26 protein-coding genes and 2 pseudogenes are annotated in these 24,365 nt (G+C 60.7%); 10 read left to right on the top strand and 18 right to left on the bottom strand.

Translation table 11 applies throughout. The features are described from left to right. Positions 1–77: 77 nt before the first annotated feature. The 3 genes from ACTJLA_RS22745 to ACTJLA_RS22735 are packed head-to-tail and all read right to left on the bottom strand — an operon-like array spanning position 78 to position 2,742. Positions 78–1,052, bottom strand: a complete 975-nt coding sequence (locus ACTJLA_RS22745) for a biotin-dependent carboxyltransferase family protein (RefSeq protein WP_054918276.1) — start codon at positions 1,050–1,052, stop codon at positions 78–80. Beyond that, entirely contained in the window at positions 1,049–1,927 is an 879-nt protein-coding gene (locus ACTJLA_RS22740) for a 5-oxoprolinase subunit B family protein (protein ID WP_440842179.1), read from the bottom strand. The genes ACTJLA_RS22745 and ACTJLA_RS22740 overlap by 4 nt, the downstream gene beginning before the upstream one ends. Positions 1,928–1,983: 56 nt before the next feature. Further along, positions 1,984–2,742 (bottom strand): 5-oxoprolinase subunit PxpA, encoded by a 759-nt coding sequence (locus ACTJLA_RS22735; RefSeq protein WP_236282676.1) that lies wholly within the window; start codon positions 2,740–2,742, stop codon positions 1,984–1,986. Positions 2,743–2,991: 249 nt separating this feature from the next. On the opposite strand from ACTJLA_RS22735, the gene ACTJLA_RS22730 reads away from it, so the two are divergent. Next, a complete protein-coding gene (locus ACTJLA_RS22730) occupies positions 2,992–3,909 on the top strand; it encodes a LysR family transcriptional regulator (RefSeq protein ID WP_014719628.1) in 918 nt (305 codons plus the stop codon). On the opposite strand, the gene ACTJLA_RS22725 is transcribed toward ACTJLA_RS22730, so the two are convergent. After that, on the bottom strand, positions 3,906–4,802 hold the full coding sequence (locus ACTJLA_RS22725) for a LysR family transcriptional regulator (RefSeq protein WP_096144838.1): 897 nt from the start codon (positions 4,800–4,802) through the stop codon (positions 3,906–3,908). The genes ACTJLA_RS22730 and ACTJLA_RS22725 overlap by 4 nt on opposite strands. A gap of 106 nt (positions 4,803–4,908) precedes the next feature. Between ACTJLA_RS22725 and ACTJLA_RS22720 the strand changes: the two genes are divergently transcribed. Next, positions 4,909–5,667: an SDR family NAD(P)-dependent oxidoreductase gene (locus ACTJLA_RS22720; RefSeq protein ID WP_054896722.1), complete on the top strand. Its 759-nt coding sequence runs from the start codon at positions 4,909–4,911 to the stop codon at positions 5,665–5,667. Positions 5,668–5,678: 11 nt separating this feature from the next. Here the strand turns inward: ACTJLA_RS22720 and ACTJLA_RS22715 are convergent, their stop codons facing one another. Further along, a complete protein-coding gene (locus tag ACTJLA_RS22715; RefSeq protein WP_440842176.1) occupies positions 5,679–6,116 on the bottom strand; it encodes a multidrug/biocide efflux PACE transporter in 438 nt (145 codons plus the stop codon). An 88-nt stretch (positions 6,117–6,204) separates the two neighbouring features. Between ACTJLA_RS22715 and ACTJLA_RS22710 the strand changes: the two genes are divergently transcribed. Then, positions 6,205–7,059, top strand: coding sequence for a LysR family transcriptional regulator (locus ACTJLA_RS22710; RefSeq protein WP_440842175.1), 855 nt, complete (start codon positions 6,205–6,207; stop codon positions 7,057–7,059). Positions 7,060–7,171: 112 nt separating this feature from the next. Here the strand turns inward: ACTJLA_RS22710 and ACTJLA_RS22705 are convergent, their stop codons facing one another. From ACTJLA_RS22705 to ACTJLA_RS22690, 4 genes are read right to left on the bottom strand one after another with little or no spacing between them, the layout of a single operon-like run. After that, entirely contained in the window at positions 7,172–8,395 is a 1,224-nt protein-coding gene (locus ACTJLA_RS22705) for an RNA polymerase sigma factor (protein ID WP_057975140.1), read from the bottom strand. Continuing rightward, a complete protein-coding gene (locus tag ACTJLA_RS22700; RefSeq protein WP_072448473.1) occupies positions 8,392–8,868 on the bottom strand; it encodes an SRPBCC family protein in 477 nt (158 codons plus the stop codon). Before ACTJLA_RS22700 ends, ACTJLA_RS22705 begins: the two co-directional genes overlap by 4 nt. 24 nt (positions 8,869–8,892) lie before the next feature. Beyond that, on the bottom strand, positions 8,893–9,246 hold the full coding sequence (locus ACTJLA_RS22695) for a YciI family protein (RefSeq protein ID WP_034128501.1): 354 nt from the start codon (positions 9,244–9,246) through the stop codon (positions 8,893–8,895). A gap of 42 nt (positions 9,247–9,288) precedes the next feature. Then, on the bottom strand, positions 9,289–9,708 hold the full coding sequence (locus ACTJLA_RS22690; RefSeq protein WP_060765182.1) for a YybH family protein: 420 nt from the start codon (positions 9,706–9,708) through the stop codon (positions 9,289–9,291). A 145-nt stretch (positions 9,709–9,853) separates the two neighbouring features. Here ACTJLA_RS22690 and ACTJLA_RS22685 point away from each other — a divergent pair, with 145 nt between their 5' ends. Continuing rightward, positions 9,854–10,345 (top strand): GNAT family N-acetyltransferase, encoded by a 492-nt coding sequence (locus ACTJLA_RS22685; protein ID WP_014719637.1) that lies wholly within the window; start codon positions 9,854–9,856, stop codon positions 10,343–10,345. 66 nt (positions 10,346–10,411) lie between these two features. Here ACTJLA_RS22685 and ACTJLA_RS22680 read toward each other — a convergent pair whose 3' ends face one another. After that, positions 10,412–10,894: a GyrI-like domain-containing protein gene (locus tag ACTJLA_RS22680; protein ID WP_186527829.1), complete on the bottom strand. Its 483-nt coding sequence runs from the start codon at positions 10,892–10,894 to the stop codon at positions 10,412–10,414. Positions 10,895–11,089: 195 nt separating this feature from the next. On the opposite strand from ACTJLA_RS22680, the gene alaC reads away from it, so the two are divergent. Further along, positions 11,090–12,301: an alanine transaminase gene (alaC, locus tag ACTJLA_RS22675; protein WP_020303120.1), complete on the top strand. Its 1,212-nt coding sequence runs from the start codon at positions 11,090–11,092 to the stop codon at positions 12,299–12,301. A gap of 91 nt (positions 12,302–12,392) precedes the next feature. Here the strand turns inward: alaC and ACTJLA_RS22670 are convergent, their stop codons facing one another. Next, entirely contained in the window at positions 12,393–13,745 is a 1,353-nt protein-coding gene (locus ACTJLA_RS22670) for a GntP family permease (RefSeq protein ID WP_014719640.1), read from the bottom strand. A gap of 84 nt (positions 13,746–13,829) precedes the next feature. After that, positions 13,830–14,363: a gluconokinase gene (locus ACTJLA_RS22665; RefSeq protein WP_034128504.1), complete on the bottom strand. Its 534-nt coding sequence runs from the start codon at positions 14,361–14,363 to the stop codon at positions 13,830–13,832. Positions 14,364–14,588: 225 nt separating this feature from the next. On the opposite strand from ACTJLA_RS22665, the gene ACTJLA_RS22660 reads away from it, so the two are divergent. The 4 genes from ACTJLA_RS22660 (at position 14,589) to ACTJLA_RS22645 (ending at position 18,591) form a co-directional block, all read left to right on the top strand. Next, the gene (locus ACTJLA_RS22660) at positions 14,589–15,620 is read left to right on the top strand and encodes a LacI family DNA-binding transcriptional regulator (RefSeq protein WP_161975083.1); all 1,032 of its coding nucleotides are present in this window, start codon (positions 14,589–14,591) and stop codon (positions 15,618–15,620) included. A 249-nt stretch (positions 15,621–15,869) separates the two neighbouring features. Beyond that, positions 15,870–16,502: a glutathione S-transferase family protein gene (locus ACTJLA_RS22655; RefSeq protein ID WP_197882577.1), complete on the top strand. Its 633-nt coding sequence runs from the start codon at positions 15,870–15,872 to the stop codon at positions 16,500–16,502. Positions 16,503–16,590: 88 nt separating this feature from the next. Then, positions 16,591–17,997 (top strand): MFS transporter, encoded by a 1,407-nt coding sequence (locus tag ACTJLA_RS22650; protein ID WP_200648300.1) that lies wholly within the window; start codon positions 16,591–16,593, stop codon positions 17,995–17,997. Positions 17,998–18,129: 132 nt separating this feature from the next. Then, on the top strand, positions 18,130–18,591 hold the full coding sequence (locus ACTJLA_RS22645) for a hypothetical protein (RefSeq protein WP_440842169.1): 462 nt from the start codon (positions 18,130–18,132) through the stop codon (positions 18,589–18,591). 106 nt (positions 18,592–18,697) lie between these two features. On the opposite strand, the pseudogene ACTJLA_RS22640 reads toward ACTJLA_RS22645, so the two are convergent. The 6 genes and pseudogenes from ACTJLA_RS22640 to ACTJLA_RS22615 all read right to left on the bottom strand — a co-directional run. After that, a pseudogene (locus ACTJLA_RS22640) lies at positions 18,698–19,093 on the bottom strand (methyl-accepting chemotaxis protein); the annotation flags it as partial. A 150-nt stretch (positions 19,094–19,243) separates the two neighbouring features. Further along, positions 19,244–20,017, bottom strand: a pseudogene (locus tag ACTJLA_RS22635) (PAS domain-containing protein); the annotation flags it as partial. Between the two features lie 188 nt (positions 20,018–20,205). Continuing rightward, a complete protein-coding gene (locus ACTJLA_RS22630; protein WP_054896711.1) occupies positions 20,206–21,156 on the bottom strand; it encodes an aliphatic sulfonate ABC transporter substrate-binding protein in 951 nt (316 codons plus the stop codon). Positions 21,157–21,260: 104 nt separating this feature from the next. Next, positions 21,261–21,782, bottom strand: coding sequence for a sigma-70 family RNA polymerase sigma factor (locus ACTJLA_RS22625; protein ID WP_096144831.1), 522 nt, complete (start codon positions 21,780–21,782; stop codon positions 21,261–21,263). Between the two features lie 108 nt (positions 21,783–21,890). Then, a complete protein-coding gene (locus ACTJLA_RS22620; protein ID WP_054896709.1) occupies positions 21,891–22,682 on the bottom strand; it encodes a phosphate/phosphite/phosphonate ABC transporter substrate-binding protein in 792 nt (263 codons plus the stop codon). A gap of 9 nt (positions 22,683–22,691) precedes the next feature. Next, positions 22,692–23,621, bottom strand: a complete 930-nt coding sequence (locus tag ACTJLA_RS22615) for a fatty acid desaturase (RefSeq protein WP_054896708.1) — start codon at positions 23,619–23,621, stop codon at positions 22,692–22,694. 302 nt (positions 23,622–23,923) lie between these two features. On the opposite strand from ACTJLA_RS22615, the gene ACTJLA_RS22610 reads away from it, so the two are divergent. Beyond that, a complete protein-coding gene (locus ACTJLA_RS22610) occupies positions 23,924–24,343 on the top strand; it encodes a GNAT family N-acetyltransferase (RefSeq protein ID WP_054896707.1) in 420 nt (139 codons plus the stop codon). The last annotated feature ends 22 nt before the right edge of the window (positions 24,344–24,365 follow it).

Raw genomic sequence — 24,365 nt, 5'->3', positions numbered from 1 at the left:
GTGTATCTGCCAACACAATGCAAGCTGACCCACCGCTATCGCAGGCAAGCCAGCTTCCACAGGGGTTAAGCGTATGTTCAGTGATTGAAGAGTCCCGTCATCGCTCTGAGCCGCTTCTTGTACAACCGCCGCGCCTCCAAAGCCTCCTCCAGACTCACCGCCACAAACCCCGCTCGCTGGTTGGGCTGCATTTGCCCGATCAAGTCCAGGTCGGCGCTGATCACCGTGCCAATCATCGCGTAGCCACCGCCCGACACCGCATCGCGGTGCAGCACAATCGGCTCCAGCCCCGCCGGTACTTGAATCGAGCCAATCGGGTAGCAACTGTCCACGATGTTGGAAGGATCGGAGCCGGCGCCAAACGGCTGTTCCCGCGGCTGGAAGCTCAACGCGCTGCCGCCCTTGAAGCGATAGCCAATGCGATCGGCCTCGGAGCCGACCGTCCACGGCTCGGCAAAAAAGCTGCTTTTGGCCTCCAAGCTCAAGCGTTCGTAATACAGCCCCGGCACCACCCGCAACGTCACATCGCCGCCGACCGAACGCCGCAACGCCATCGGCAAGCTGTTGCCCGCACGCCCGGTACCGCTGGCGCTACCGATCGGCAATTGATCGCCCTCCTGCAAGCGTCGGCCATTAAACCCGCCGAGGGCGCCGAGGGTGTAGGTGGAGCGGCTGCCGAGCACCAACGGCACGTCGATACCGCCGGCGACGGCGAGGTAGGTGCGTGCGCCGGCCTTGGGAAACTCGAACCGCAGCACCTGCCCGGCGCGTACGGCAAAGGCGGTGTCCTGATGCACCACTTCACCGTCCAGGCGCGGCGACATCAAGGCGCCGCTCAAGGCCACCAGCGCGTCCTGCTGGAACTCCAGCGCCGGCCCGATCAGCGTGCATTCCAGGCCCGCCGCGCCCACGGGATTGCCCACCAGGTGGTTGGCCGCACTCAACGCGTATTGGTCCAGCGCCCCCGATGGTGGGATGCCTAAATGGTAATAACCTTCGCGGCCCAGGTCCTGCACGGAGGTGGCGAGGCCGGGTTTGAGGACCTTGATCATGCCAGCGCCTCCTGCAGGGTTTTCGGATAGCCAATGGGGTCGGCGAGAAAGGCATCCAGAGAAAATTCCACCGGGCGAATGCGCAAGTCGAAACGCCCGGCGTCCACCTCGGCGACCGCCAGGTCATATGCCTCGCGGTCCATCGGCTTGAACTGCACGATATCGCCAGGGCGGAAGAACACCATGTGCTCCTTGAGGTACGCCAACTGCTGCGCCGGGTCGTAGATCGGTGCCGGGGTAACGCCGAACATCTGATAACCGCCCGCCCCTCGCACTGAGTAGATACAGCCAAAGCAACCGCCATGGCCCAGGGTCAGTTTCGGTGTGTCGGTGCGTGGCCGCAGGTATTTGGGCACCTGCAATTGCCGCTCGCGTTCGACCATCTGGAACATGAACGGCAAGCCCGCGACAAAGCCGACCATCGACACAAACCACGGCGCGCCACTGTGGGCGGCGATGAACGCGTCCACGTCGGCCAGACCATTGATGCGTGCCGCGTATTCCAGGTCTGTGCCGCTGGGGTCTTGGTGGCGGTCACGAAAACGCATCAGGGTTTCGTGGGTCCAGGGGTCGTTATAGAGCACCGGGATTTCGATGATGCGCGTGCGCAAGGTGCGCTCAGTCACCGCCTGGGCTTCGGCGCTTTGCACGGCGTCGAGCAGCGCGTGAGGGGCGATGCGGTCAGGGTCGAAGCGAATCTGGAAGGATGCATTGGCCAGGCACACATCCAGTACGCCTTCCAGTGCCAGGCGCTCCACGGCGCGGGTCACCGCCATGCCCTTGAAAAAAGCCTCCAGGGACATGCTGTCGCTGACCTCGGCAAACAGATGTTCATCACCGCCGAAGCTATAGCGGATGGGGGACGTTTCAGCCATGTCTGTTCCTCTTGGAATCTTTGTAGAAAGGCAGGCAAAAAAGTAAGGGTTGGATCTTATCGGGGTGTTCTGACGTCGATACCCGCCTGGTCCAAGGCTTCACGGGTAGCCTCCACCAGATCCAGGGCGCCAGGGGTGTCGCTGTGCAGGCAGATGGAATCGAATTCGATCGCAAGGTCTTCGCCTTCGACGGTACGTACCAGGCCGGCCTGACACGCACGCAAGACCCGGGCGGCCACTGTGGCTGGGGCCAGCGCCCGCACATTGCGGGTAAACACGATGGAACCGCTGAGGTCGTATTCACGGTCGGCATAAAACTCGCGCACCACCGGCTGCCCCAGTTCCTTGGCAATGCGCCAGATCACCGAGTTGGGCATGCAGTACAGCATCAGCGTGGGCTCGATAATTTGCAGGTTTTGCACCAACAGCCGGGCGGCCTCTTCATCGCGGGCCAGGTGCATGTAGAGCGCGCCGTGAGGCTTGATATGTTGCAAGGTCACGCCTTGGGCGCGGGCCATTTCACGCAAGGCACCGAGCTGGTAGAGCATGTCGTCCACCAGTTCCTGGGCAGGTGCGTTGATATGCCGACGACCGAAACCCACCAGGTCACGAAAGCCTGGGTGCGCGCCAATCGCCACACCTAGTTGCTTGGCGCGCTCGACGGTGCGGCGCATGGTGCCTGGGTCGCCGGCGTGAAAGCCGGTGGCGATATTGGCCGAGCTGATATAGGCCATCAGCTCTGCGTCGACGCCGTCGCCGATGGTCCAGGGGCCAAAGCCTTCGCCCATGTCTGAATTGAAATCCACTGCCTGCATCAAGGTCGCTCCGCCAAAGGTGATGCCCGCAAAGTAGGCCGTGGCTTGCCCCCTTGGGAAGATCTATTATCAGATGGCCCATCTTCTGAAAATCAGATAGCTTTTTATCCTCGACCCCCGATCGTTCCCACGCTCCGCGTGGGAATGCAGCCATGGACGCTCTGCGTCCGCACTTGAGACCGTGACGCCGAGCGTCACAAGAGGCATTCCCACGCAGAGCGTGGGAACGATCAATAAGCAGAGTGCGATATGTCTTTAACCTTGCGCCAGGTTCGCTATTTCGTCGCCACTGCGGAAATCGGCCAGATTTCCCAGGCAGCAATTCACCTGAATATTTCCCAATCGGCGGTGACCACAGCGATCAAGGAGCTGGAAGCCATGCTCGGCGTGCAGTTGTTCGTGCGCTCGGCCCAAGGCATGAACCTCACCGACGCCGGGCGGCATTTTCTCAACCGTGCCTATGTGATTGTGCGCAGCGTGGAGGACGCCCTCAACAGCCCGTTGCCGGACTACCGCGCCAGCGGCGTGCTGCGGGTGGCGGCCAGTTACACCGTGCTGGGTTATTTCCTGCCGCACCATTTACAGCGCATGGAGCATTGGCATCCGGACGTAACCATCGAGGTGTTCGAACAGGAGCGTCAGGCCATCGAACAGGGCCTGCTCGACGGCCAGTTCGACATGGCCGTGGTGCTGACCGCCAACCTTACCCACGCGGATATCGTCTCGGAAATTCTGTTCAACTCCGAGCGCCGCTTGTGGCTGCCCAGCCATCACCCGTTGTGCGAACGCGGTGCCGTGAGCCTGGCCGACGTGGCCCAAGAACCCTACATTTTGCTCACCGTCGATGAAGCCGAACACAGCGCCATGCGCTACTGGGAACAGGCCGGGCAAACGCCCAAGGTGCGGCTGCGCACCAGCTCGGTGGAGGCGGTGCGCAGCATGGTTGCCAACGGCAGCGGCGTGGCGATCCTGTCAGACCTGGTACACCGGCCCTGGTCCCTGGAAGGCAAACGCATCGAAACCCTGACCGTGACCGACCCGGTCACACCCATGAGCGTCGGCCTGGCCTGGCACCGCGAGCGTGCGTTTACGCCAGCGATGCAAGCGTTCCGAGATTACTTCCACGACGCGTTCCTGGCGCCCCAGCAGTTGTCGGCACGCCGTTAAAGATGAGCTTGCAGGGTGGCGGTCAACCAGTCCATGAACACCCGCACCCGCAACGGCAGATGCCGCTGGCCGGCGTACAGCAACGACACATCCAAGGGCGGCGCCTGGTAGTCGGGCAGCACCGCCACCAACTCGCCGCTGGCCAATAAGTCGCGTATCCCGAGCTGCGGCACCTGGGTGATGCCAAACCCGCCCAGGCACGCCGATTGATAGGCGTCGGTGCTGTTGACCGTCACCCGGCCTGCCATCGGCAGCCGCTGCACCTTGTTGCCCACCATGTATTCGAACCCGGCCGAGCGTGCGCCCAGCGGCCGCACATAATGCACCAACTGGTGATGCGCCAGGTCTGCCAGGGTTTCGGGCACGCCATACCGTTGCAGGTACGCCGCGCTCGCGCAGTTGACCATCGGCATGCTGCACACCCGCCGCGCTACCACGGTTTGATCGGGCTGGGCGCCGACGCGCACCACGCAATCAAAACCTTCGGCGATCAGGTCCACCTGGCGGTCCGAACCGCTGATCTCCATGTCGATCAGAGGATGGCGCGCCATGAACGTGGGCAAGTTCGGCAAGATCAAGCCCCGCGCCATGACGTTGGGCATGTCCACCCGTATACGCCCGGCCAATTGGGTTTCGTCCTGACGGAACAAACCTTCCAGCTCTTCCATATGCGCCAGCAGATCCTTGCTGCGCTCATACAACACACGACCATCCTGGGTCGCCTGCACCTTGCGCGTGGTGCGTTGCAACAGCCGTGCGCCGAGCAACTCCTCCAACGCCTGCACATGCTCGGAGACCGTAGAGCGCGGCAAGCCCAGACTTTGACCGGCCTGGGTAAAGCTCGACAACTCAGTAACGCGTACGAAGGTGCGCAGCAACTCAAGCTTGTTCATTAGATTGTTCGCCTTATCCGGCCAGTGATTCCGATATCAGCCTGTTTATCACGTTATGGCCGGACAAATACACTCAGTCCCACTCACCCCATTCGAGGACTGCACCATGACCCGTAAAATCGCACTCATCACTGGCGCCAGCCGTGGCCTGGGTAAAAGCGCCGCCCTGCACCTGGCTGCGCAGGGCATCGACATCATCGGCACTTACCACAGCGCAGCGGCTGAAGCCCAAGCCGTGGTTGCCCAAGTAGAGGCCTTGGGCGGTCGCGCCGCCATGCTGCAACTGGACGTCAGCCAGAGCGCAACCTTCGATGCATTCGTTGGCCAGATCGGCACCCTGCTCAAGGATGTGTTCGCCCAGGAACATTTCAACTTCCTGATCAACAACGCCGGGGTTGGCACCTACGCAAGCTTTGCCGAAACCACCGAAGCCCAGTTCGACCAGTTGGTGGCGATCCATGTGAAGGCACCGTTTTTCCTCACGCAAAAACTGTTGCCGCTGATCAGCGATGGCGGGCGCATTATCAATGTCTCCAGCGGCCTGGCGCGCTTCAGCCTGCCGGGTTATGCCGCTTACGCGTCCATGAAAGGCGCGGTGGAAGTCTTGTCGCGCTACCAGGCTAAAGAGCTGGGCCCACGGGGTATTACCGTGAACACCCTGGCACCGGGTGCTATCGCCACCGACTTCGGCGGCGGCGCGGTGCGCGATAACACCGATGTGAATGCGATGGTTGCCAATAACACCGCCCTGGGCCGCGCTGGCTTGCCGGACGATATTGGCGGGGCGATTTCGACCTTGCTGGCCGATGGCAGTCATTGGATCACCGGCCAGCGGATCGAGGCGTCGGGGGGGATGTTCCTATAAGCGACGCACGCCTACGGGGTAACTGGGGTTTTACCGGCGATTTTCTCACGCAGCACGTCATAACCCCAGTGGTACACGTAGGTGTACGGCAGGAAGAACAGCAACACGCCAATGTCGAGGATGAAGGCCTCCAGCAGGCTGATCTTCATCAAGGCGGCAATCAACGGCACTGCCAAGAGAATCAGGCCGCCTTCAAACAACAGCGCGTGCAGCACACGGGTCCAACCACCGTTGGCCAGTTGCAGGCGGGTTTTAAGGCGGTCGAACAGGCTGTTAAACACCACGTTCCAGCTCAGTGCCAACAGGCTGATGCCCAGGGTCACTGCGCCCATTTCCAGCGCCGGCCGGCCGGTGATCCACACCAACAGCGGCGTGCAAATCAATAAGGCCAGCCCTTCGAAACCAAGGGCTTGAAACACGCGTTCAGTAAAGGATTTGGTAGGGGTCATGGCCCGGCTCCGTGAGTGACGATGGTTGCCATGATCAGGCTTTGTATCGATACTTCATAACCAATAACCATCGATCAAGGCGATAGTCATGGCCTCCCATGAAGTGCTTCAGGCGTTTGTCCAGGCTGCCACCCAAGGCTCGTTTTCCGCGGCGGCGCGCAAGCTGGGCAAAAGCCAGTCCACCGTGAGCGCGGCAGTGGCCAGACTTGAGATTGACCTGAACGTGGTGCTGTTTGACCGCAGCAGCCGCAAGCCGACCCTCACGCCGGCGGGGCAAGTGTTGCTGCAAAGGGCTGAGCAAGTGCTGGAAGCCAGTAGCCGCCTGGAGCTGGCAGCCAGTCAGTTATCGCAAGGCCTGGAGCCGAAGTTGAGTCTCGCCATGTCCGATACTTACCAATCCGATCGATTCGAGGTCGCCCTCACGGCCTTCGAGCAACGCTACCCGGACCTTGAGCTGGAATGCCTGATCGCGGAATGCGAAGACTTGATCGCACTGGTGCAAAGTGGCCGGGCGCAGATCGCGTTTATCGAGAAACAAGAAGCCTACCCGCCGGACCTTTCCTTCTCCACGGTGGAGGAGCGCACGGAGATCGCGCTGTTTGTCTCGCCTGGACACCCATTGGCGACCCTGGACAAGGTTCACCCGCACACCTTGCAACAACACCGGGAGTTGCGTTTGGCGAGCATCATCAGCCCCAATGAAAACCGCGGCACGCAGCGAGTATGGTCGGCGCCGAGTTACCTGATGCTGATGGAGATGGCACAGCTGGGGTTTGGCTGGGCACCGATTCCACGCTGGCTGGTGGAGCGCTTTGGCGGCAACCAGTTGGTTGAACTCAAGGTGCGCAGTTGGCCGCGTTCGGTGGCGGTGGATGCGCTGTGGTCCCGGCACCAGCCGCCGGGGCCTGCGGGGAGCTGGTTGCTGGGCAAGATGCTGGAATGAGCCTGTAGGAGCGAGCTTGCTCGCGAAGAACGTCAACGATAACGCGTGCTTCCTGAAGAAACGTGGCGTCTGTGAGTTTTTCGCGAGCAAGCTCGCTCCTACATTTGGATCGTCACTGCCTGGAGGAATTGAGTTCGGCGAGACGCCGCGTGATGAAGCGTTTTTCTGGCGCCTGTTGCGTCAGCGACAGCGCTTTTTCGTACGCGCTGCGGGCTTCGTCAAACCGCCCCAACTGCCGGCAAAACTCCCCACGCGCCGAATGCGCCAAGTGGTAGTCCTGCAACTCACCGCGCTGCAAAAGATTGTCTACCAGCACCAACCCCGCCAACGGCCCCTGCTCCATCGCCACCGCTACCGCACGGTTCAACTCGATCACCGGCGACGGCACAGACCTGAGCAATACATCGTAGAGCCCGACAATCTGCCGCCAATCGGTTTCCCCTGCGCTGGGCGCCTCGGCGTGCACGGCGGCAATCGCAGCCTGCAAGCAATACGGCCCGAAGCGTGGCGTCATCAGCGCCTGCTCCACCAATGCGCAGCCTTCAGCGATCAAGGCCCTGTCCCAAAGCGTACGATCCTGAGCGTCCAACAGCACCAGTTCGCCGCTGGCAGAAGTGCGGGCAGGCCGACGCGACTCGTGCAGCAACATTAACGCCAGCAAGCCCATGACTTCCGGCTCGGGCAGCAACTCCAGCAGCAAACGCCCCAGGCGAATGGCCTCCAAGGTCAGGTCCTCACGGGTGAGGTCGGCACCCGCTGACGCCGAATAGCCCTCGTTGAACACCAGGTAAATCACCCGCAGCACACTGTCCAATCGTTCGGGCAATTCGGCGCGGGACGGCACTTGATACGGAATTTTCGCCTCACGGATCTTGCCCTTGGCGCGCACGATGCGTTGGGCAATGGTGGTGGGCGTGGCAAGAAAAGCGTGAGCGATGGCCTCGGTGCTCAGGTCGCAGATCTCGCGCAAGGTCAGCGCAACCTGGGCATTGGCTGCCAACGCTGGGTGGCAGCAAGTGAACATCAGGCGCAGGCGGTCGTCTTCCACGTCTTCATCACTCCAAGGCGCGACCTCCAACGCCTCGGCCTGCTCTTCCAATAACGGGGTAAAACGCGACTGCCGACGCAGGCGGTCGATGGCTTTGAAGCGACCGGTGGACACCAGCCACGCCCGGGGATTATCCGGCACGCCATCCTCGGGCCAGCGCTGCAGGGCGACGAAAAATGCTTCGTGCAGCGCCTCCTCGGCCAAGTCGAAATCACCCAGCACACGAATCAACGTCGCGAGCACGCGGCGTGATTCGCGGCGGTAAATAGCGTCGATCTGCTGGGTCAATCGACCATGTCCTCGGTCACCAACTTCACCAGGCGGTCCAGGCTCTGGCCCCAGCCGTCATGAAAGCCCATGGCTTCGTGGACCTGCTTGTCCTCGGCACTCCAGTGCATGGCGCGGGCGGTATAGAGCGTCTTTTCGCCGACCTCCTCAAAGGTGACTTCGGCGCTCATGAACGGCTTGCCCGAAGGCACCCAACCCGGCATGAACGCGTCGGTAAACACCAGGCGGTTGGGCGCATCGATTTCCAGGAACACGCCCTGGGTCGGGAACTCGCTGCCATCGGGCGCACGCATCAAGGTGCGGAACAAGCCGCCGACCCACAGGTTCATCTCGCATTCAGGGGTGGTCATGCCGTGGGGGCCCCACCATTGTTGCAGCAGGGTTGGCTCAGTCCAGGCGCGAAACACCCGGCGGCGCGGCGCATCGATCAAGCGGCTGATGGACAGTTCAAATTGGGCGGGTTGAGTGTTCACGGGAAACCTCCTCACGTCTTTTGATTATTGTGTTGAGAGATTCAATTGGCGCACGGGGCGCACTTCCACACTGCCGACCCGGGCCGCCGGAATGCCGCCAGCCACCTGGAGCGCTTCATTGAGGTCCTTGGCGTCGATCAGGTAGAACCCGGCGAGCTGCTCCTTGGTTTCGGCAAACGGCCCGTCGGTGATCGACAGCTTGCCGTTGCGCATGCGCACGGTGGTGGCGGTGGTCACCGACTCCAGCGGCTCAGCGGCCAGCATGCGCCCGCTGGCCTGGACGGCCTCGGCGTAGGCCAGACATTCCGAGTCGTGGGGGCTGTCAGGCGAGGTGTGCAACACCTGTTCATCGCTGTAGATCAGGCACAGGTATTTCATGGCGTTCTCCGTTTTCGGACTACTGACTATAGTTCGCGGTGCTCAAGGTTTCAGGTCGAACAACGCCGTGCCGCTTTGCATATCAAACGGCGCCGACCAGTGCTCGTGCACCACCTTCCATTGGCCATCGATGCGCTGGTAGCCGGCGGTGACACGCATCCAGCAAGCCTTCACCTCACCGTCCGGCCCGGCACCGCCGCAGTGGGCCAGCCAGTGGGCGAATGCGCTGTCTGGCGCTTCGACGACATGCAGTTCATGAAACTCGAAGATGCCGGGGCCGGGGCAGTGCTCCATGCACGCCTCCCAATGCGCGCGATAGGCCGCCTTGCCCTTGAATTGCAGAGCGGTTACAGCGTCGAACGAGACGATATCGTCGGCGTAAAAGCTGACAATCTGGTCGATATCGCGACTGACAACGGCGCCTTTCCATTGCTCGATCAGGCTCTTGATTGCAGTGCTCATGGCGATGACTCCTTGGGGTGGAAAATCACGGAAGACCCCCTTAGTCGAATGGCCCCGAGGGAAATCGACATCCCCCTGAAAAATAATTTCCCGTGGCTCAAACCCGATAAACTGCCACTTCTCTTGCAGCCGTTCGGATAGTCCCATGCCAACCCGCCTCGTTGCTTACGAGGCGCTGAACGCTGTGCAACAACAGCAAGTCGGCGCCATCGAAGTTCACCCTGAACAACTGCCGTTTTGCGGTGATATGTATTGCGCCCTCAATACCCTGCTCGCCAACCCGAGCCCTGGGGTCAAGGGCTTTGCGCTGTTGGTCGACGACCTTCCTGTGGCGTTCCTGCTGCTCAAGCGACCACCGTGCCTGCCTCATTGGGCCGATGAACACAGCGCCACACTCCACGCGCTACAGGTAGACCGGCATCAGCAGGGGCGTGGATACGGCAAGATGTGTTTGCAGGCGTTGCCCGCCGTGGCGCGCGAGGCCTGGCCGCAGATCAAGGGGTTGGAGTTGTCGGTGGATGCCCACAACCTGGCGGCAATGGGGTTGTATCTGGGGGCGGGATGGGTCGATCGCGGTGAGGCGTACAAGGGTCGCGTAGGGTATGAGCGCCGGTTGAGTTTCAGGTTTAATCCATAGCGGCAATGTCACGTAAACATGACTTTTAAGCGTGCATGTCGTGTTTACGTGACATCGGGTGCAGTGTCAGCCCCGCTCCCCGATCGGCAGCCAGATTTCCACCGTCCCCGTGCCCTTCCTGGCATCGAAGTCCGCGCTATAGCGCTCGAAATCCGCGCCCATGACCTTGTAGCCCGAGTGCGGCAGCCATTCGAACATGATGCGCTCGTAGGTTTGCTCAAGCGCCTGCACCGGCCCGTAGTGGGGGAACACGGCATAGTTGAGTGGCGGAATTTCGATCACCTCGAAATTGCTCGGCACGTCCTTCTTGGCCGGGACTTCAACACCTGCCAGGTAATCGAATTCGCCGTGATGCGGGTTATGGCACACCCCGTAGGTCACACCGCCGACGCGCTTCTTGATGTCCTTGATACAGGTATCGAACAACTCCCACAGCCGTGGGATATCGCCAACGGTGGCCTTCGAATATCGCCCTTGTACCCCGGCGATCACCAGGGCCTTACCGGCTTCCAGGCGTGAATCCAACGGCTTTTTTGTCTGCTGATCCATACGAACAGTCTCCTTCTTATGAGGGAACAAACCCGCATCGAGTATAGGGGCATATCCGCGTTGTACTCCATGTAGAAAAATTTCCTACGCATCTGGACAACTGGCCATCATCGCCCGTATTGTCTGCCCCGCAGGCCACCGCAGTGGCCGACGTCGCTCGGACGGTTCCGGGCGCTTACGTACCTCGAGGCAACAATGGCAGACCAAGGTTCGCCGCGCCGCTTTGCGCGCATAGATCGACTCCCCCCGTATGTTTTCAATATCACTGCCGAGCTGAAGATGGCTGCGCGTCGGCGCGGCGAAGACATCATCGACTTGAGCATGGGTAATCCTGACGGCGCCACGCCTCCTCATATCGTGGAGAAAATGGTCACCGTCGCCCAGCGTGAAGACACCCACGGCTACTCCACCTCCAAAGGCATTCCGCGCTTGCGCCGGGCGATTTCGCGTTGGTACAAGGACCGTTACGCGGTGGATATCGACCCGGAGTCCGAAGCTATCGTGACCATCGGTTCCAAGGAAGGCCTGGCGCACTTGATGCTGGCCACCCTGGACCAGGGCGATACCGTGCTGGTGCCCAACCCCAGCTACCCGATTCATATCTACGGCGCAGTGATTGCCGGCGCCCAGGTACGTTCGGTGCCGCTGATACCGGGCGTGGATTTCTTCGCAGAGCTGGAGCGCGCGATTCGCGGCTCGATCCCCAAGCCGAAGATGATGATCCTCGGCTTCCCGTCCAACCCGACCGCGCAGTGCGTGGAGCTGGACTTCTTCGAACGGGTGATCGCCCTGGCCAAGCAGTACGACGTGCTGGTGGTGCACGACCTGGCCTACGCCGACATCGTCTACGACGGCTGGAAAGCCCCCTCGATCATGCAAGTACCCGGCGCCAAGGACATTGCGGTGGAGTTTTTCACCCTGTCCAAGAGCTACAACATGGCCGGCTGGCGCATCGGCTTCATGGTGGGCAACCCTGAACTGGTCAACGCCCTGGCACGCATCAAGAGCTACCACGACTACGGCACCTTCACCCCGCTGCAAGTGGCGGCGATTGCGGCGCTGGAAGGCGACCAACAGTGCGTGAAGGACATCGCCGAGCAGTACCGCCAGCGTCGCAATGTGCTGGTCAAGGGCCTGCATGAACTGGGCTGGATGGTGGAGAATCCGAAGGCGTCGATGTACGTCTGGGCCAAGATTCCCGAGCAGTACGCGGCCATGGGCTCGCTGGAGTTTGCCAAGAAACTGCTATTGGAAGCGAAGGTGTGTGTGTCGCCGGGGATCGGCTTTGGTGAGTATGGCGACGATCATGTGCGCTTTGCGCTGATCGAAAACCAGGACCGGATTCGCCAGGCCGTGCGTGGGATTCGCGGGATGTTCAGGGCGGATGCCTTGGTCAGCAAAGCCTGACCTGATCTACCTGAAGAAACCCAATCAATGTGGGAGCTGGCTTNCCAGCTCCCACATTTGATCAGTTCCCGCCCTTGCTTTGGGGTGTGGCTTACACCACCAATGACAGCAACATGATGAAGATCAGCGCCACGATCGACAGAATGGTCTCCATCGCCGTCCAGGTCTTGAACGTCTCGGCCACGGTCATGTTGAAGTACTGCTTGACCAGCCAGAACCCCGCATCGTTGACGTGAGACAGGATCAACGAACCCGCGCCCGTCGCCAGTACCAGCAACTCGCGGTTGACGCCTGGAATCATCCCCACCACCGGCACCACAATGCCCGCGCCGGTAATGGTCGCAACCGTCGCTGAACCGGTGGCAATCCGAATCACCGCCGCCACCAGCCACGCCAGCAGGATCGGGTTGATCTGCGCGTTCACCGCCATATGGCCGATCACGTCGCCCACGCCGCTGGTCACCAGCATCTGCTTGAAGCCACCACCGGCACCGATGATCAGGATGATCGCGGCGGTTGGCGCAAGGCTGGCGTCGAGCAGCTTGAGGATCTGCTTGGAGTGGATGCCCTGACGATGGCCAAAGGTGTACAGCGATAACAGCAAAGCCAGCAACAGTGCGGTGATCGGGTGGCCGATCATGTCCATCCAGTTGCGTACCACGTTGCCTTCGGCGAACGCGATGTCGGCAAAGGTTTTGAGCAGCATCAGGAACACCGGCAGCAGCACGGTGACCAGGGTGATGCTGAAGCTTGGCAGCGACTTGTTATCGGTTTCGCGGGCCAGTTGGTCCACCAGTTCCTGGGACGGGTTGCCCGGGATGTACTTGGCGATGAACGTACCGAAGATCGGGCCGGCGATGATGGCGGTCGGCAGTGCGACGATCAGGCCGTACAGGATGGTCTTGCCGATATCGGCACCGAACACGCCGATGGCCAGCAGCGGGCCCGGGTGCGGTGGCACCAGGCCGTGCACCGCCGAGAGGCCAGCGAGCAGCGGGATACCGATCTTGATCAACGACACGCCGGTACGCCGGGCGACGATAAACACCAGCGGGATCAGCAAAACAAAGCCGATTTCGAAGAACAGCGGGATGCCCACCAGGAACGCGGCGAACATCATGGCCCACTGGACCTTCTCTTTGCCGAAGGCGCGGATCAGGGTCTGGGCGATCTGATCGGCACCGCCGGACTCGGCCATCATCTTGCCGAGCATCGTGCCCAGCGCGAGGATGATGCCGACAAAGCCGAGCACCCCGCCGAAACCGTCCTGGAACGCCTTGATGATCTTGTCCACGGGCATGCCCGAGGTCAGGCCGAGGAAACCGGCCGCGATGATCAGTGCAATGAATGGGTGCACCTTGAACTTGGTGATCAGTACGATCAACCCGATGATAGTGACTACTGCATCTAGCAGCAGGTAAGACTCGTGGGACATGCCAAACATGGGGGGTCTCTCCTGTTTGTTGTTGTTATTAAAGCGGGTGTTGAACTTCCTGCCGGGGATAGCGCTATCTTTTCCGGCAAAAAATTAATGAGTAGGTTCAAAGCCGTGCTTGCGCCACCAGGTATGGGTCTGCGCGGCCAGCTCCTCGACGCTGTCTTCACTGGCGTTCAAGGCCAGGGTCAGCGGCTCACCCTTGGGCGATTCAAGGGTGGCGAACTGGCTGTCGATCAGGCTCGCCGGCATGAAATGGCCGGGGCGGTGAGACACGCGGTCGGCGGCGACTTCGCGGGTCAGCTCTAGGAAGACAAAACCCAGGCCCGGCGCAGCTTCGCGCAGGTGGTCACGGTATTTTTTCTTCAGGGCCGAACAGGTCAGTACAGGATGCTCGCCCGCTTTCAACGCACGACGCAGTTCATCGCACAGGATATCGAGCCAGCCGGCGCGGTCGTCGTCGTTGAGGGGGTGGCCGGCGCTCATCTTTTCGATGTTCGCGGCAGGATGAAAGCTGTCGCCTTCAATGGCAGTGGCGCCGTTAAGGGCGCACAGGGCTTGGCTGACGCTGGACTTGCCACAGCCGGAAACACCCATGATGACCAGGGCGGTAACAGGTTGACTCATGAAACACCTCAGGACGCAGATAGCGCTACCTTTGCATAGCGTAAGGCTAGTGCAAAAACAGGCTTTTCCCGCGCCGACTTGTCATTTTTATGGAGTGACGCGTGCATCCGTTCCAACAGATTGACTTCAAGAGCTGGACAGGATCAGGCAACCCTTTATCCAAGAATTTGCAGCCCTTTGGAGACAGCGCTACCTTAGTGCCTCGATTTTTGTTTGGCAAGCCGCCTGATGACCTCCAAGAACGATAAAAATACCCGCACGACGGGCCGCCCTACCCTCAATGAAGTTGCGCGCCTGGCCGGCGTCAGCCCGATCACGGCCTCCCGTGCCCTGCGCGGTATCAGTACCGTGGCTACAGAACTGGTTGAAAAAGTGCAACAGGCCGCCGCCGAACTGAGCTACGTGGTCAACCCCGCCGCCCGCGCCCTGGCCTCGGCGCAGAGCCATTCGGTGGTGGTGCTGGTTCCGTCACTGTCCAATCTGCTGTTTATCGAAACCCTCGAAGCTATCCATCAGGTACTGCGGCCCAAGGGCTTTGAAGTACTGATCGGCAACTCCCATTATTCGCGCGATGAAGAAGAAGACCTGCTGCGCAACTACATGGCCTACCAGCCACGGGGTTTGTTGCTGACCGGTTTTGACCGCACCGAAAGCGCGCGACGAATGGTCGAGGCCAGCAATGTGCCCTGTGTGTACATGATGGATCTGGACCCCAATGCCGGGGTGAACTGTGTGGGCTTCTCGCAACTGGCCGCCGGCGAGACCGCGGCGGCGCACTTGCTGTCCCGGGGGCGCAAGCGCCTGGCCTATATCGGCGCACAACTGGACCAACGCACCTTGCTGCGTGGCGAAGGCTTCCGCCGCGCCTTGCAACAGGCCGGCATGTACGATCCGGCGCTGGAGCTGCTGACGCCACGCCCGTCTTCCGTGGGCCTGGGAGGCGAACTGTTTTTGCAACTGCTGGCCGCCCATCCGGATGTAGACGCGGTCTTCTTCGGCAACGACGACCTGGCCCAGGGCGCCCTGCTCGAAGCCCTGCGCCATGGCATCAAGGTGCCTGAACGTGTGGCGGTGCTGGGCTTCAACGACCTACCCGCCTCGTCATTCATGGTGCCGCGCCTGAGCAGCATCAGCACCCCACGGGAAGCGATCGGACGTCGAGCAGCAGAGCATCTGCTGACGATCATGGCGGGCAACAAGGTGGCCAAGCCAGTGGTGGATATGGGGTTTGAGTTGCAGGTGCGCGAGAGCACCTGAACGTCGAGCCGAACGCAATCAATGTGAGAGCTGGCCATGTAGTGTCCACAGAATCAGCGCCTGGCACAGATCCCCTGTGGGAGCGGGCTTGCTCGCGAAGGCGGTGGGTCAGTCAACGCATCTTCAACTGAACCACCGCTTTCGCAGGCAAGCCAGCTCCCACATTTTCGGCCGTGCCCGCTTCACACCCTCGCCGCCGTGTCCGGCCCCTGCTAGATTGGTCACTCTCTTAGATGCCAGGGAAGCACCATGGGCCATTCACTGAAAATTTTGGGTCGTACCTCTTCAATCAACGTGCGAAAAGTACTGTGGACCTGCCAGGAGTTGGGCATCGACTACGTGCGCGAAGACTGGGGCATCGGTTTCAAGCCTACCCAATCCCCCGATTTCCTCGCCTTGAACCCCAACGCCCAGGTGCCAGTGCTGATCGACGACCATGGCGTGCTATGGGAGTCCAATACCATCTGCCGCTACCTTGTCGGCCTCTATCAGCGCCATGACTTGCTACCCATTGAGCCTGCCTTGCGTGCACGGGTCGAACAGTGGATGGACTGGCAAGCCACCGAACTCAACCCTTCGTGGGGCTATGCGTTCCACGCACTGGTGCGTCAAAACCCGGACTATCAGGACCCGCAACGCATCCAGGCGGGTGTGCAGGCCTGGAATGACAAGATGGCCTTGCTAGAACAACAGTTGACCAAGACCGGCGCCTACGTGGCTGGCGAAGAGTTCACCCTCGCTGACATCTTGATAGGCCTTTCGGTACATAGGTGGCAGATGACACCCATGGAGCGGCCACCCTACCCCGCCATCGCGGCGTATTACCAACGCCTCAGCCAGCACGCCGGCTTCAAGACGTTCGCGCTCGACGGCCACAATTAGAGAAGCAGTTGCGCACGTTAAGCTCCAAGCCCAATAGCGGTTTGGCTTAAAGCTCGAAGCTTCCAACTCGCCCAACTGAAGGTTATTCATGCCCCCACTCGCCGCCTGCGTCTCAGACCCCACCCGCGCCGCCCACATCAGCGCCCGCATCGACCGCCTGCCCGCCGTCGCCACTATTTGGCGCCTGGTGGCGTTACTCTCCATCGGCGGTTTTTTCGAGCTGTATGACCTATTCCAAACCGCCTATATCAGCCCTGGCCTGATCAGCGACGGGATTTTTCATACCGGCAGCGAAGGTGTTTTCGGTTTCTCCGACCAAGCCGCTTTCGCCTCGGCCACGTTCCTCGGCCTGTTCCTCGGCGCCAGCCTGCTCAGCCCCATCGCTGACCGCTTCGGGCGACGCGCTATTTTCACCTTTGCGTTGGTCTGGTACACGGTGGCCACGGTGTTGATGGGCATTCAAACCTCGGCCGTGGGCATCATCTGCATGCGCTTTCTGGTAGGCATTGGTCTTGGCATCGAACTGGTGACCATCGACGCCTACCTGTCGGAGCTGGTGCCCAAACGTATGCGCAGTTCGGCGTTTGCCTTTGCGTTTTTTATCCAGTTTCTGTCCGTACCGGCCGTGGCGTTGATGTCGTGGTGGCTGGTGCCACAGGCGCCGTTCGGTATCGCCGGGTGGCGCTGGGTGGTGTTGAGCAGTGCAGTGTTTGCATTGTTTATCTGGCAACTGCGCAAGCGCCTGCCGGAGTCACCGCGCTGGCTTGCACAAAAGGGACGCTTCGAAGAGGCCGACACGATCCTGAACAACCTGGAGGCACGCTGCCGAAAGGATCACGGCAAGCCGCTGGACGAACCGGAACCCGAAGCGATCAGCGTGCAGGGCAATGGCCGTTTCGCCGATATCTGGCAGCCGCCCTACCGTCGCCGCGCCTTGATGCTGATCGTGTTTCATGTATTCCAGGCCATCGGTTTCTTCGGCTTCGGCAACTGGCTGCCGGCCTTGCTCTCGGGCCAGGGTGTCAGCGTGACCCACAGCCTGCTCTACGCCTTCATCATCACCCTCGCCTACCCGCTGGGTCCGCTGTTGTTCGTCAAGGTGGCCAACCGCTTCGAGAACAAATGGCAAATCGTCGGCTCGGCCATGGGTGCAGTGATCTTCGGCAGCCTGTTTGCCCTGCAAACCACAGCGTTAGGGCTGATTTTCTGCGGGGTGATGATCACCTTCTGCAATGCGTGGCTGAGCTTCAGTTATCACTCGTACCAGAGCGAATTGTTCCCCACCAATATCCGTGCGCGAGCGGTCGGGTTCTGCTATTCGTTCAGCCGTTTATCCACGGTGTTCAGCAGCCTGTTGATCGGTTTTATCCTCGAACACCTGGGCACGCCGGGCGTGTTGGCGTTTATTGCCAGCAGCATGTTGATCGTGATGATTACCATCAGTTGGTTTGGGCCGCGCACGCGCAACCTGGCCCTGGAGAACATCGCTCACTGACGGCAACGGTTGGCCGCACAAGGAGAAGGCTTGCCGCGTCGACGACGCCAGCCCCAGTAAACACTGGGGTCTGGCAACCGGCACAGTATTTGCTCCAGCTGTCGCACCGTCTGTTTTCATAGGTGAACGATCATGCTGGTTAACAACACTCAAGCGGCGTCGAACGTGCAACAGATCACGCGACCCGACATGGACCCCGCCAACGCCGCCGCCAGTGCGCTGTACAGCGGCGCCCTGCAGGCTGCGCAACACAGCGTGACAGTGCCCGCCGCGCAGAGGGAATTGGACAAGGCCAGCGATCGCATCGACGAAGCCTTCGCCAAGACTCGCGTGCAGTTACAGGCCACAACTAATGGGGCACGTACCGAGTTCACCGAATACATGAGCAAGACCCCAGCCGAACGTATTCGTGAACAGTTACTCAAGGAACAAGGGCTGACCGAAGAACAGGTGCAGGCGATGCCCCAGGACAAACAAGACGCCATCGCCAAACAAGTGGCCGAGCGTTTGAAGGAGCAGCAACAGCAGCAGGTGGCGGAGAAAGCCACTGCTTCGCCAGGCCAGACACTTAAAGAAACCTTGGCCGCGATCTAAACAGGTGCGAGCTGGCTTGCCTGCGATGCAAACAACTCGGTGGATCTGCAGGACCGAGGTGATGCTATCGCTGGCAAGCCTGCTCCCACATAGAGCGGGGTCTGCGCTATTGCAATTGCAACGTCGAATTGAACTGACTGATCGCATCCACCACATGCCGTGACCCTTCCTGGATCTCCAGGATCACCTGCCCCGCCTCGTTCGCCAACTCCACGCCCAGGCCCGTACGGCTCAAGCTCGACTGCATGCTCGACACGGCGCTCAACGACAGGTCATGGTTCTTGCGCACCACGTCCACGATCTCAACGGTGGCCTGGCTGGTGCGAGCGGCAAGGCTGCGCACTTCATCGGCGACCACCGCGAACCCACGCCCGTGCTCGCCCGCCCGCGCGGCTTCAATCGCCGCATTCAGGGCCAGCATGTTGGTTTGTTCGGCAATGCTGCGGATGGTTTGCACGATGGCGCCGATGATGTCCGACTGTTTGCTCACCGCATCGATGCTCTGCGCCGCCTGGTTAAGGTCGTGGGACATGGCTTCAATGATCTGCACCGTTTGCTGCACTACCTGCGAGCCCTTGCGGGCGCAGGCATCGTTCTGTACCGAAGTGGCGTGGGCCGAGTCGGCGGCCGTGCGCAGGGTGCTGACTTGCTCGGTGATATCGCTGGCGAACTTCACCACTTTGTACAAGCGCCCATGGGTGTCGAAGATGGGGTTGTAAGAGGCTTCCAGAAACAGGGTCTTGCCGTATTTGTTTTTACGTTCGAAGCGGTGGGAGTGAAACTCACCGCGATTGAGTGAAGCCCAGAACGCCTTATACGCCGGGGACTCGACTTCGCTGCGGTGGCAAAACATGCTGTGATGCTGGCCGATGATTTCTTCGCGCGTGTACTGCACCGTGCGCAGGAAGTTGTCGTTGGCATTGAGGATCTGGCCCTGGGGAGTGAATTCGATTACCGCCATGGAACGGCTGATGGCGTCGATCAGACTTTGATTTTCGTGTTCGTGATGGACCCGTGCGGAAATATCCGCCGCCACCTTGATCACACTGCGTACCTGATGGTCGCTGTCCAGCACCGGCAAATAGCTGGCTTCCAGCCACACTTGCTCACCGCGCTTGTTAAGGCGCATGAAGGTGCCGCTGAGCGCCTCGCCTCGCGCCAGATCGCGCCACAACTGGTGGTAGGCATCGGTGTGGGTATACGCCTCCTCGCAAAACAGGCGGTGATGTTTGCCACGGATCTCCTCGACGCTGTAGCCCATGGTTTGGCAAAAGCGTTCGTTGGCATTCAGGATCACTCCCGTGCGGTCGAACTCGATCATCGCCATGGAGCGACTGATGGCGGCAAGCTTGGCGTTGGCTTCGGTGAGGGCACAGGAAAAACGCTGGATTTCTTGCAGGTCGGATTTGTGCTGGCGGTTGAACATGGTCAGATCACCCTAGATTCCCGGCGCCTGGAGGGCGCATTCCATTCATACGTTGGATATTTCTGGTACACCTGCATGGGGAAATAACCATTGGAAACGCTTTATCGGCCAAGCGTCGTTAACGGTTCTGGGTGAGCATAGACAGGCCTTGGCACTCTGCAAGGCCACTAATCCGCCAGCATTGCTGCTCATGGATGATCAAGGGGCTTGAAGACAGCCTGCTGCACATCGACTTTTTTCGGGATCAGGCCGTTGGCAAAAAACAGGTCGGCGGTGCGTTGCTGGTTGGCAATGTCGATGGCCGCCAAGGGGCGGATCGGCTCGGGCGAGCGATGTTCGAAGTAGCTTTTGACCACCGCCGGTTGCAGGCCCAGGGTGCCGGCCATCAGCGTGATGCTCGCGTCAGGCTCATCAAGCGACAGCCGCTGCGCCTTGCCAAGCGTCTGGATAATCGTGGCAACGGCCTCTGGGTGCTGCTTGGCAAACGGGTGGTTGACCACGAAGAAACTGCCCGCAGGGTTCAACCCTTGCCCGTCCCGCAGCACGCGTGCCGAGCCGTCGATCACGGCGGCCGAGTAGTACGGGTCCCACACCACCCATGCGTCCACCTTGCCTTGTTCGAACGCGGCGCGGCCGTCGGAAGGCGACAGGTACACCACATTCACATCCTTCCACTGCAACCCGGCGTGCAGCAGGCTTTTGAGGAACAGGTTGTGTGCACTGGAGCCCTTGAGCAATGCCACGCGCTTGCCCTTGAGTTCGGCCACGTTCTGCACGGTACTGGCCTTGGGCACCAGCACTGCTTCGGCCTTGCCCTCGTTGGGCTCGACGGCAAAATACTGCAAGTCGATCCCGGCTGCCTGGGCGAAGATCGGCGGGATATCGCCAATATTGCCGATGTCCAGGCTGCCGGCGTTGAGCGCTTCGATCAGCGGCGGGCCACCGAGAAATTCGGTCCACTGCACCTGGGTGCCCGGCAGTGCGGCTTCGAAGAGCTTGTGCTCACGGGCGAGCACCATGCTGACCGAGCTTTTCTGGTAGCCGATGCGCAGCGTGGAAGGTTCGGCCGCCGAGGTGGGTTGCGCCAGTACTGCCAATGCCAGCAGCGAACTGCCCAGCAGGTGTCTGATTGCTTTCATAAGTTGCCTCTTGGTGGTTCGATCAGATTCAAAGTGAGCACAGGAAGTGTGGGAGCTGGCTTGCCTGCGATGGCGGCCTGACATGGCCAGAGGTGTTGGCNCCGCTATCGCAGGCAAGCCAGCTCCCACATTTGATCGGGGTGGGATTCAAGTCCGGTAACAGCGCGGGCCATGTAGTCACTGACCGAGCGCTGGGAAATCCCCAGTTCGGCAGCGATCTGGGGGTACGTCAGGCCGTTGACGCGGGACAACAGGAACGTCGTCTTGACCTTGGCCGGCAAGCGGTCGAGCGAGAGATCGATGGCTTGGAGGGCTTCGAGTACCTGCGCCCGGTCCTCGGCGCAGGCTGCATCGTCATCCAGCACAGCGAGGTAGGCACGCTCCAGGTCACGCCGGCGCCACACCTGGTACACCAGGCGCTGGGCAATGGTGGTGAGCAATGCGCGGGGCTGTCGTATCGGCGCTACCTGAGGTGCACTCAAGAGCTGGACAAACGCGTCGACGGCGATGTCTTCGGCGTGGGCACGGGAGTTGAGGTAGCGGTGCAAGCGGCTGCACAGCCAAGGGTAATGAATGCGAAACAATGAGCCCACGTAGTCGCTGTGAGCACGATCGGCGCCGGACATAGTGGCTCCTTCTGAGTAGGTTGCGCGGTATGTCCGGTGTTCCGGTGAAGCAATCCTAGCAAGGCTACTTATGCTTTAATAATATTTAAAACGCATTTTTATATAACCTTATTGAAGTACCGGATAGCCGTTGCTGGCGGCTTTGCGCTGGTAATCCAACACCACCTGGTAGTCATCTTCGCTGGCAGGAAGCACAGCTCGCACACCGAGGGTTTGCGCCACCTGCGGCAGGTCCTGCAACGCCAGGTTCATCGCCTCCCGAATCTGCGCTACCTGCGCATCGCTCAAGCCCAGCGCGCCTATGTAAGGCAAAGTCGGGCTCGGCGCGCTGCGGGCGATGACGCGTAGGCCCGCGACCTCTGCTGGGGCGAATCGGGCGAGGTAGTCGTAGGTGACGCTGTCAATGGCGGCGAGGTCGGCGCGGCCTTCACGCAGCCAGCGCAAGCTCTCGCGATGGGCACCGCTGATGCCGACGCTGGCGAAGAAACGCCCGTCGCGCTGCAACGGCGCCAGGCAGTCACGCAGCAGGTTCATACCGCTGTTGGAGTCGTGGCCGTTGATCACGCCGCGGCTCTGGTAGAACTGCGCCAGGCGGGTACGCGGGTTGTCAGCGCGGGTCAACAGCAGGCTGCAATGTTCGCCGTGGCTGCTGTGGGCCAACTCGTAACGGGGGCGCCCAATGATGCGCACCTGGCCGCGCAGTTGGGTCATCAGCGGGTAGCCGCAGGTTTGGCTGACGAGCAATTGCGGCGCCAGCCACAGGCCGCGCAAGTCGAGGTGGTCGGCATCAAGACGATGCAGCTTCAAGCGCTCAAGGATGCGCGCCAGCCAGTATTGATTGGCCTGCTGGATGGGCTCGGGCGCAACGTACATGCGCAGGTCGGCGTAGTGCTCACTCATGGTCGCCTCTCAGGCAAACGGGTGCAGGGGACTGTCGATGGCCTTGAGGCCGTGACGGCTGATCAACTGGCCGTAGCCATGCACCAGGAAACCACCGCTGCGCGCCAGCCACTGCTCGCGCCGGGCACGGTACACCCTGGGCAGCAGGTACCACGGCAACTTTGGCAGATCGTGGTGCACCAGGTGCAGATTGTTGTTGAGAAACAGCCAGGCCCAGGGCCAGGATGCTTCGTTGAGCACTGTGCGCTGTTCCGGCCGAGGATGGGGGCGGTGCTCATAGTAGGAACGGATCGAGGCCAGGGACAAGGCTGGCACGCTGACCAGCAGCAGGTAGTGCCACACCGCAAGCGCGCTGTAGTAGGCGATGAAACTCAGCATCAGCACAGTGACGGCGCCGTGGGCCAGCCACATCGGCCATACCTGGGGCAGGCGTTGAAACTCGTGACGTGCCAACCGGCCAATCGCCAACGGCGCAGCCAGCAGGAAGCGGCCAAGCACGGTCTTGGTCAGCCAATGCACGCCACGTTCGAACAGTGAGCTGTTGTTCCATTGCTGCTGATTGAGGTAGCGGCTTTCCGGGTCGATGCCCGGCAGGGTCAGGTCATGGTCGTTATGGTGCAACAGGTGGCTGTCGCGGTACAGCGTGTAGGGATACCACACCGCGAAAGGGGCATAGCCGAGGAGTTTATTCAGCCATAACGAACGGGTCGGGTGGCCGTGGAGCAATTCGTGCTGCACCGATAGCCACAGGGTCAGCAGCGGAATCAGCAGCAACATGCTCAGCCACACGCCCAGCCACCGGCTGCCAAGGATCACCGCAAACCAGCCGGCATACACGCCGATCAACAGCAGCCAGGTCGGCCACTCGGTTCTTGCCACAAAGGTCGTCGCCAGGGCTTCGATTTCCCGGCGGTGGGTCGGATCAAGGTAATTGGCCATCGGCAGCTCAGAGCAGGTGTTTCCTGCTCTGTGCAATGAGGCGGGAAAATCTTGCAGATCGTTTGGTTCTAAGCGTGTAACTCAGTGACCGAACAGGCCTGCTTCGGATTTTTTGGTCTTCTTGTCCGCGCGTTTTTCATCCGCGGTCTTTGCCGGTTTTTTCTTCGCGGCTTTCTTTGAATCCATACCTTTGGCCATGATGCATGCTCCACTAACAGGGGATGTAGCACTGGGTATACCACCTATTGCCCGGCAGAAGGCGCTTATAATCCCCTGCCCTGGATAATGCTTGTCTGAACCCCATGCCCCCAATGCACATCGAACCGCTGGCCGAGCCTCTGTGGCCACTGCTGAACAAGTTTTACCGCAGCCACAATTCATCGATGAAGGCGCTCAAGGGCGGCCGTTTGTGGGTAGTGCGAGATGCCGAGATCGTGGCCGGCTTGTGCTTGAGCCCGGTGATGGGTGGGCAGTGGCTGACGGGGGTGTTTGTGGCGCCGACTTATCGTGGCCAGCAGCTGGCGGCGCGACTGATTGGCGAGGCCGTGGCAGGTTGTGAGGGGACGGTCTGGTTGCTGTGCCATCCGGACCTGGAAGGGTTGTATCAGGGCATGGGGTTCAGCCAGGACACGGTTTTGCCGCAATCGCTGAGTGAGCGGCTGGTGCGTTACAAGCGCAATAAACCGATGATTGCGATGGGGCTCAATGCCCCAAAACACTGATCCAATGTGGGAGCTGGCTTGC

The organism is Pseudomonas sp. 22072 (assembly GCF_052046095.1).
Lineage (GTDB): Bacteria > Pseudomonadota > Gammaproteobacteria > Pseudomonadales > Pseudomonadaceae > Aquipseudomonas > Aquipseudomonas paracarnis.
The sequence above is the reverse complement of the archived record's forward strand: the minus strand, read 5'-3'. Positions and strand labels throughout refer to the sequence as shown.

Excerpts from the sequence above, each read along its gene's own strand:
- ACTJLA_RS22690 (WP_060765182.1), bottom strand. The coding sequence starts at position 9,708 with ATGAGCACTGCAATCAAGAGCCTGATCGAGCAATGGAAAGGCGCCGTT.
- alaC (WP_020303120.1), top strand. The coding sequence starts at position 11,090 with ATGGCAGACCAAGGTTCGCCGCGCCGCTTTGCGCGCATAGATCGACTC.
- ACTJLA_RS22665 (WP_034128504.1), bottom strand. The coding sequence starts at position 14,363 with ATGAGTCAACCTGTTACCGCCCTGGTCATCATGGGTGTTTCCGGCTGT.
- ACTJLA_RS22725 (WP_096144838.1), bottom strand. The coding sequence starts at position 4,802 with ATGAACAAGCTTGAGTTGCTGCGCACCTTCGTACGCGTTACTGAGTTG.
- ACTJLA_RS22730 (WP_014719628.1), top strand. The coding sequence starts at position 2,992 with ATGTCTTTAACCTTGCGCCAGGTTCGCTATTTCGTCGCCACTGCGGAA.
- ACTJLA_RS22655 (WP_197882577.1), top strand. The coding sequence starts at position 15,870 with ATGGGCCATTCACTGAAAATTTTGGGTCGTACCTCTTCAATCAACGTG.
- ACTJLA_RS22740 (WP_440842179.1), bottom strand. The coding sequence starts at position 1,927 with ATGGCTGAAACGTCCCCCATCCGCTATAGCTTCGGCGGTGATGAACAT.
- ACTJLA_RS22620 (WP_054896709.1), bottom strand. The coding sequence starts at position 22,682 with ATGAGTGAGCACTACGCCGACCTGCGCATGTACGTTGCGCCCGAGCCC.
- ACTJLA_RS22645 (WP_440842169.1), top strand. The coding sequence starts at position 18,130 with ATGCTGGTTAACAACACTCAAGCGGCGTCGAACGTGCAACAGATCACG.
- ACTJLA_RS22615 (WP_054896708.1), bottom strand. The coding sequence starts at position 23,621 with ATGGCCAATTACCTTGATCCGACCCACCGCCGGGAAATCGAAGCCCTG.
- ACTJLA_RS22680 (WP_186527829.1), bottom strand. The coding sequence starts at position 10,894 with ATGGATCAGCAGACAAAAAAGCCGTTGGATTCACGCCTGGAAGCCGGT.
- ACTJLA_RS22710 (WP_440842175.1), top strand. The coding sequence starts at position 6,205 with ATGGCCTCCCATGAAGTGCTTCAGGCGTTTGTCCAGGCTGCCACCCAA.
- ACTJLA_RS22670 (WP_014719640.1), bottom strand. The coding sequence starts at position 13,745 with ATGTTTGGCATGTCCCACGAGTCTTACCTGCTGCTAGATGCAGTAGTC.
- ACTJLA_RS22625 (WP_096144831.1), bottom strand. The coding sequence starts at position 21,782 with ATGTCCGGCGCCGATCGTGCTCACAGCGACTACGTGGGCTCATTGTTT.
- ACTJLA_RS22630 (WP_054896711.1), bottom strand. The coding sequence starts at position 21,156 with ATGAAAGCAATCAGACACCTGCTGGGCAGTTCGCTGCTGGCATTGGCA.
- ACTJLA_RS22685 (WP_014719637.1), top strand. The coding sequence starts at position 9,854 with ATGCCAACCCGCCTCGTTGCTTACGAGGCGCTGAACGCTGTGCAACAA.
- ACTJLA_RS22745 (WP_054918276.1), bottom strand. The coding sequence starts at position 1,052 with ATGATCAAGGTCCTCAAACCCGGCCTCGCCACCTCCGTGCAGGACCTG.
- ACTJLA_RS22720 (WP_054896722.1), top strand. The coding sequence starts at position 4,909 with ATGACCCGTAAAATCGCACTCATCACTGGCGCCAGCCGTGGCCTGGGT.
- ACTJLA_RS22650 (WP_200648300.1), top strand. The coding sequence starts at position 16,591 with ATGCCCCCACTCGCCGCCTGCGTCTCAGACCCCACCCGCGCCGCCCAC.
- ACTJLA_RS22715 (WP_440842176.1), bottom strand. The coding sequence starts at position 6,116 with ATGACCCCTACCAAATCCTTTACTGAACGCGTGTTTCAAGCCCTTGGT.
- ACTJLA_RS22735 (WP_236282676.1), bottom strand. The coding sequence starts at position 2,742 with ATGCAGGCAGTGGATTTCAATTCAGACATGGGCGAAGGCTTTGGCCCC.
- ACTJLA_RS22610 (WP_054896707.1), top strand. The coding sequence starts at position 23,924 with ATGCCCCCAATGCACATCGAACCGCTGGCCGAGCCTCTGTGGCCACTG.
- ACTJLA_RS22695 (WP_034128501.1), bottom strand. The coding sequence starts at position 9,246 with ATGAAATACCTGTGCCTGATCTACAGCGATGAACAGGTGTTGCACACC.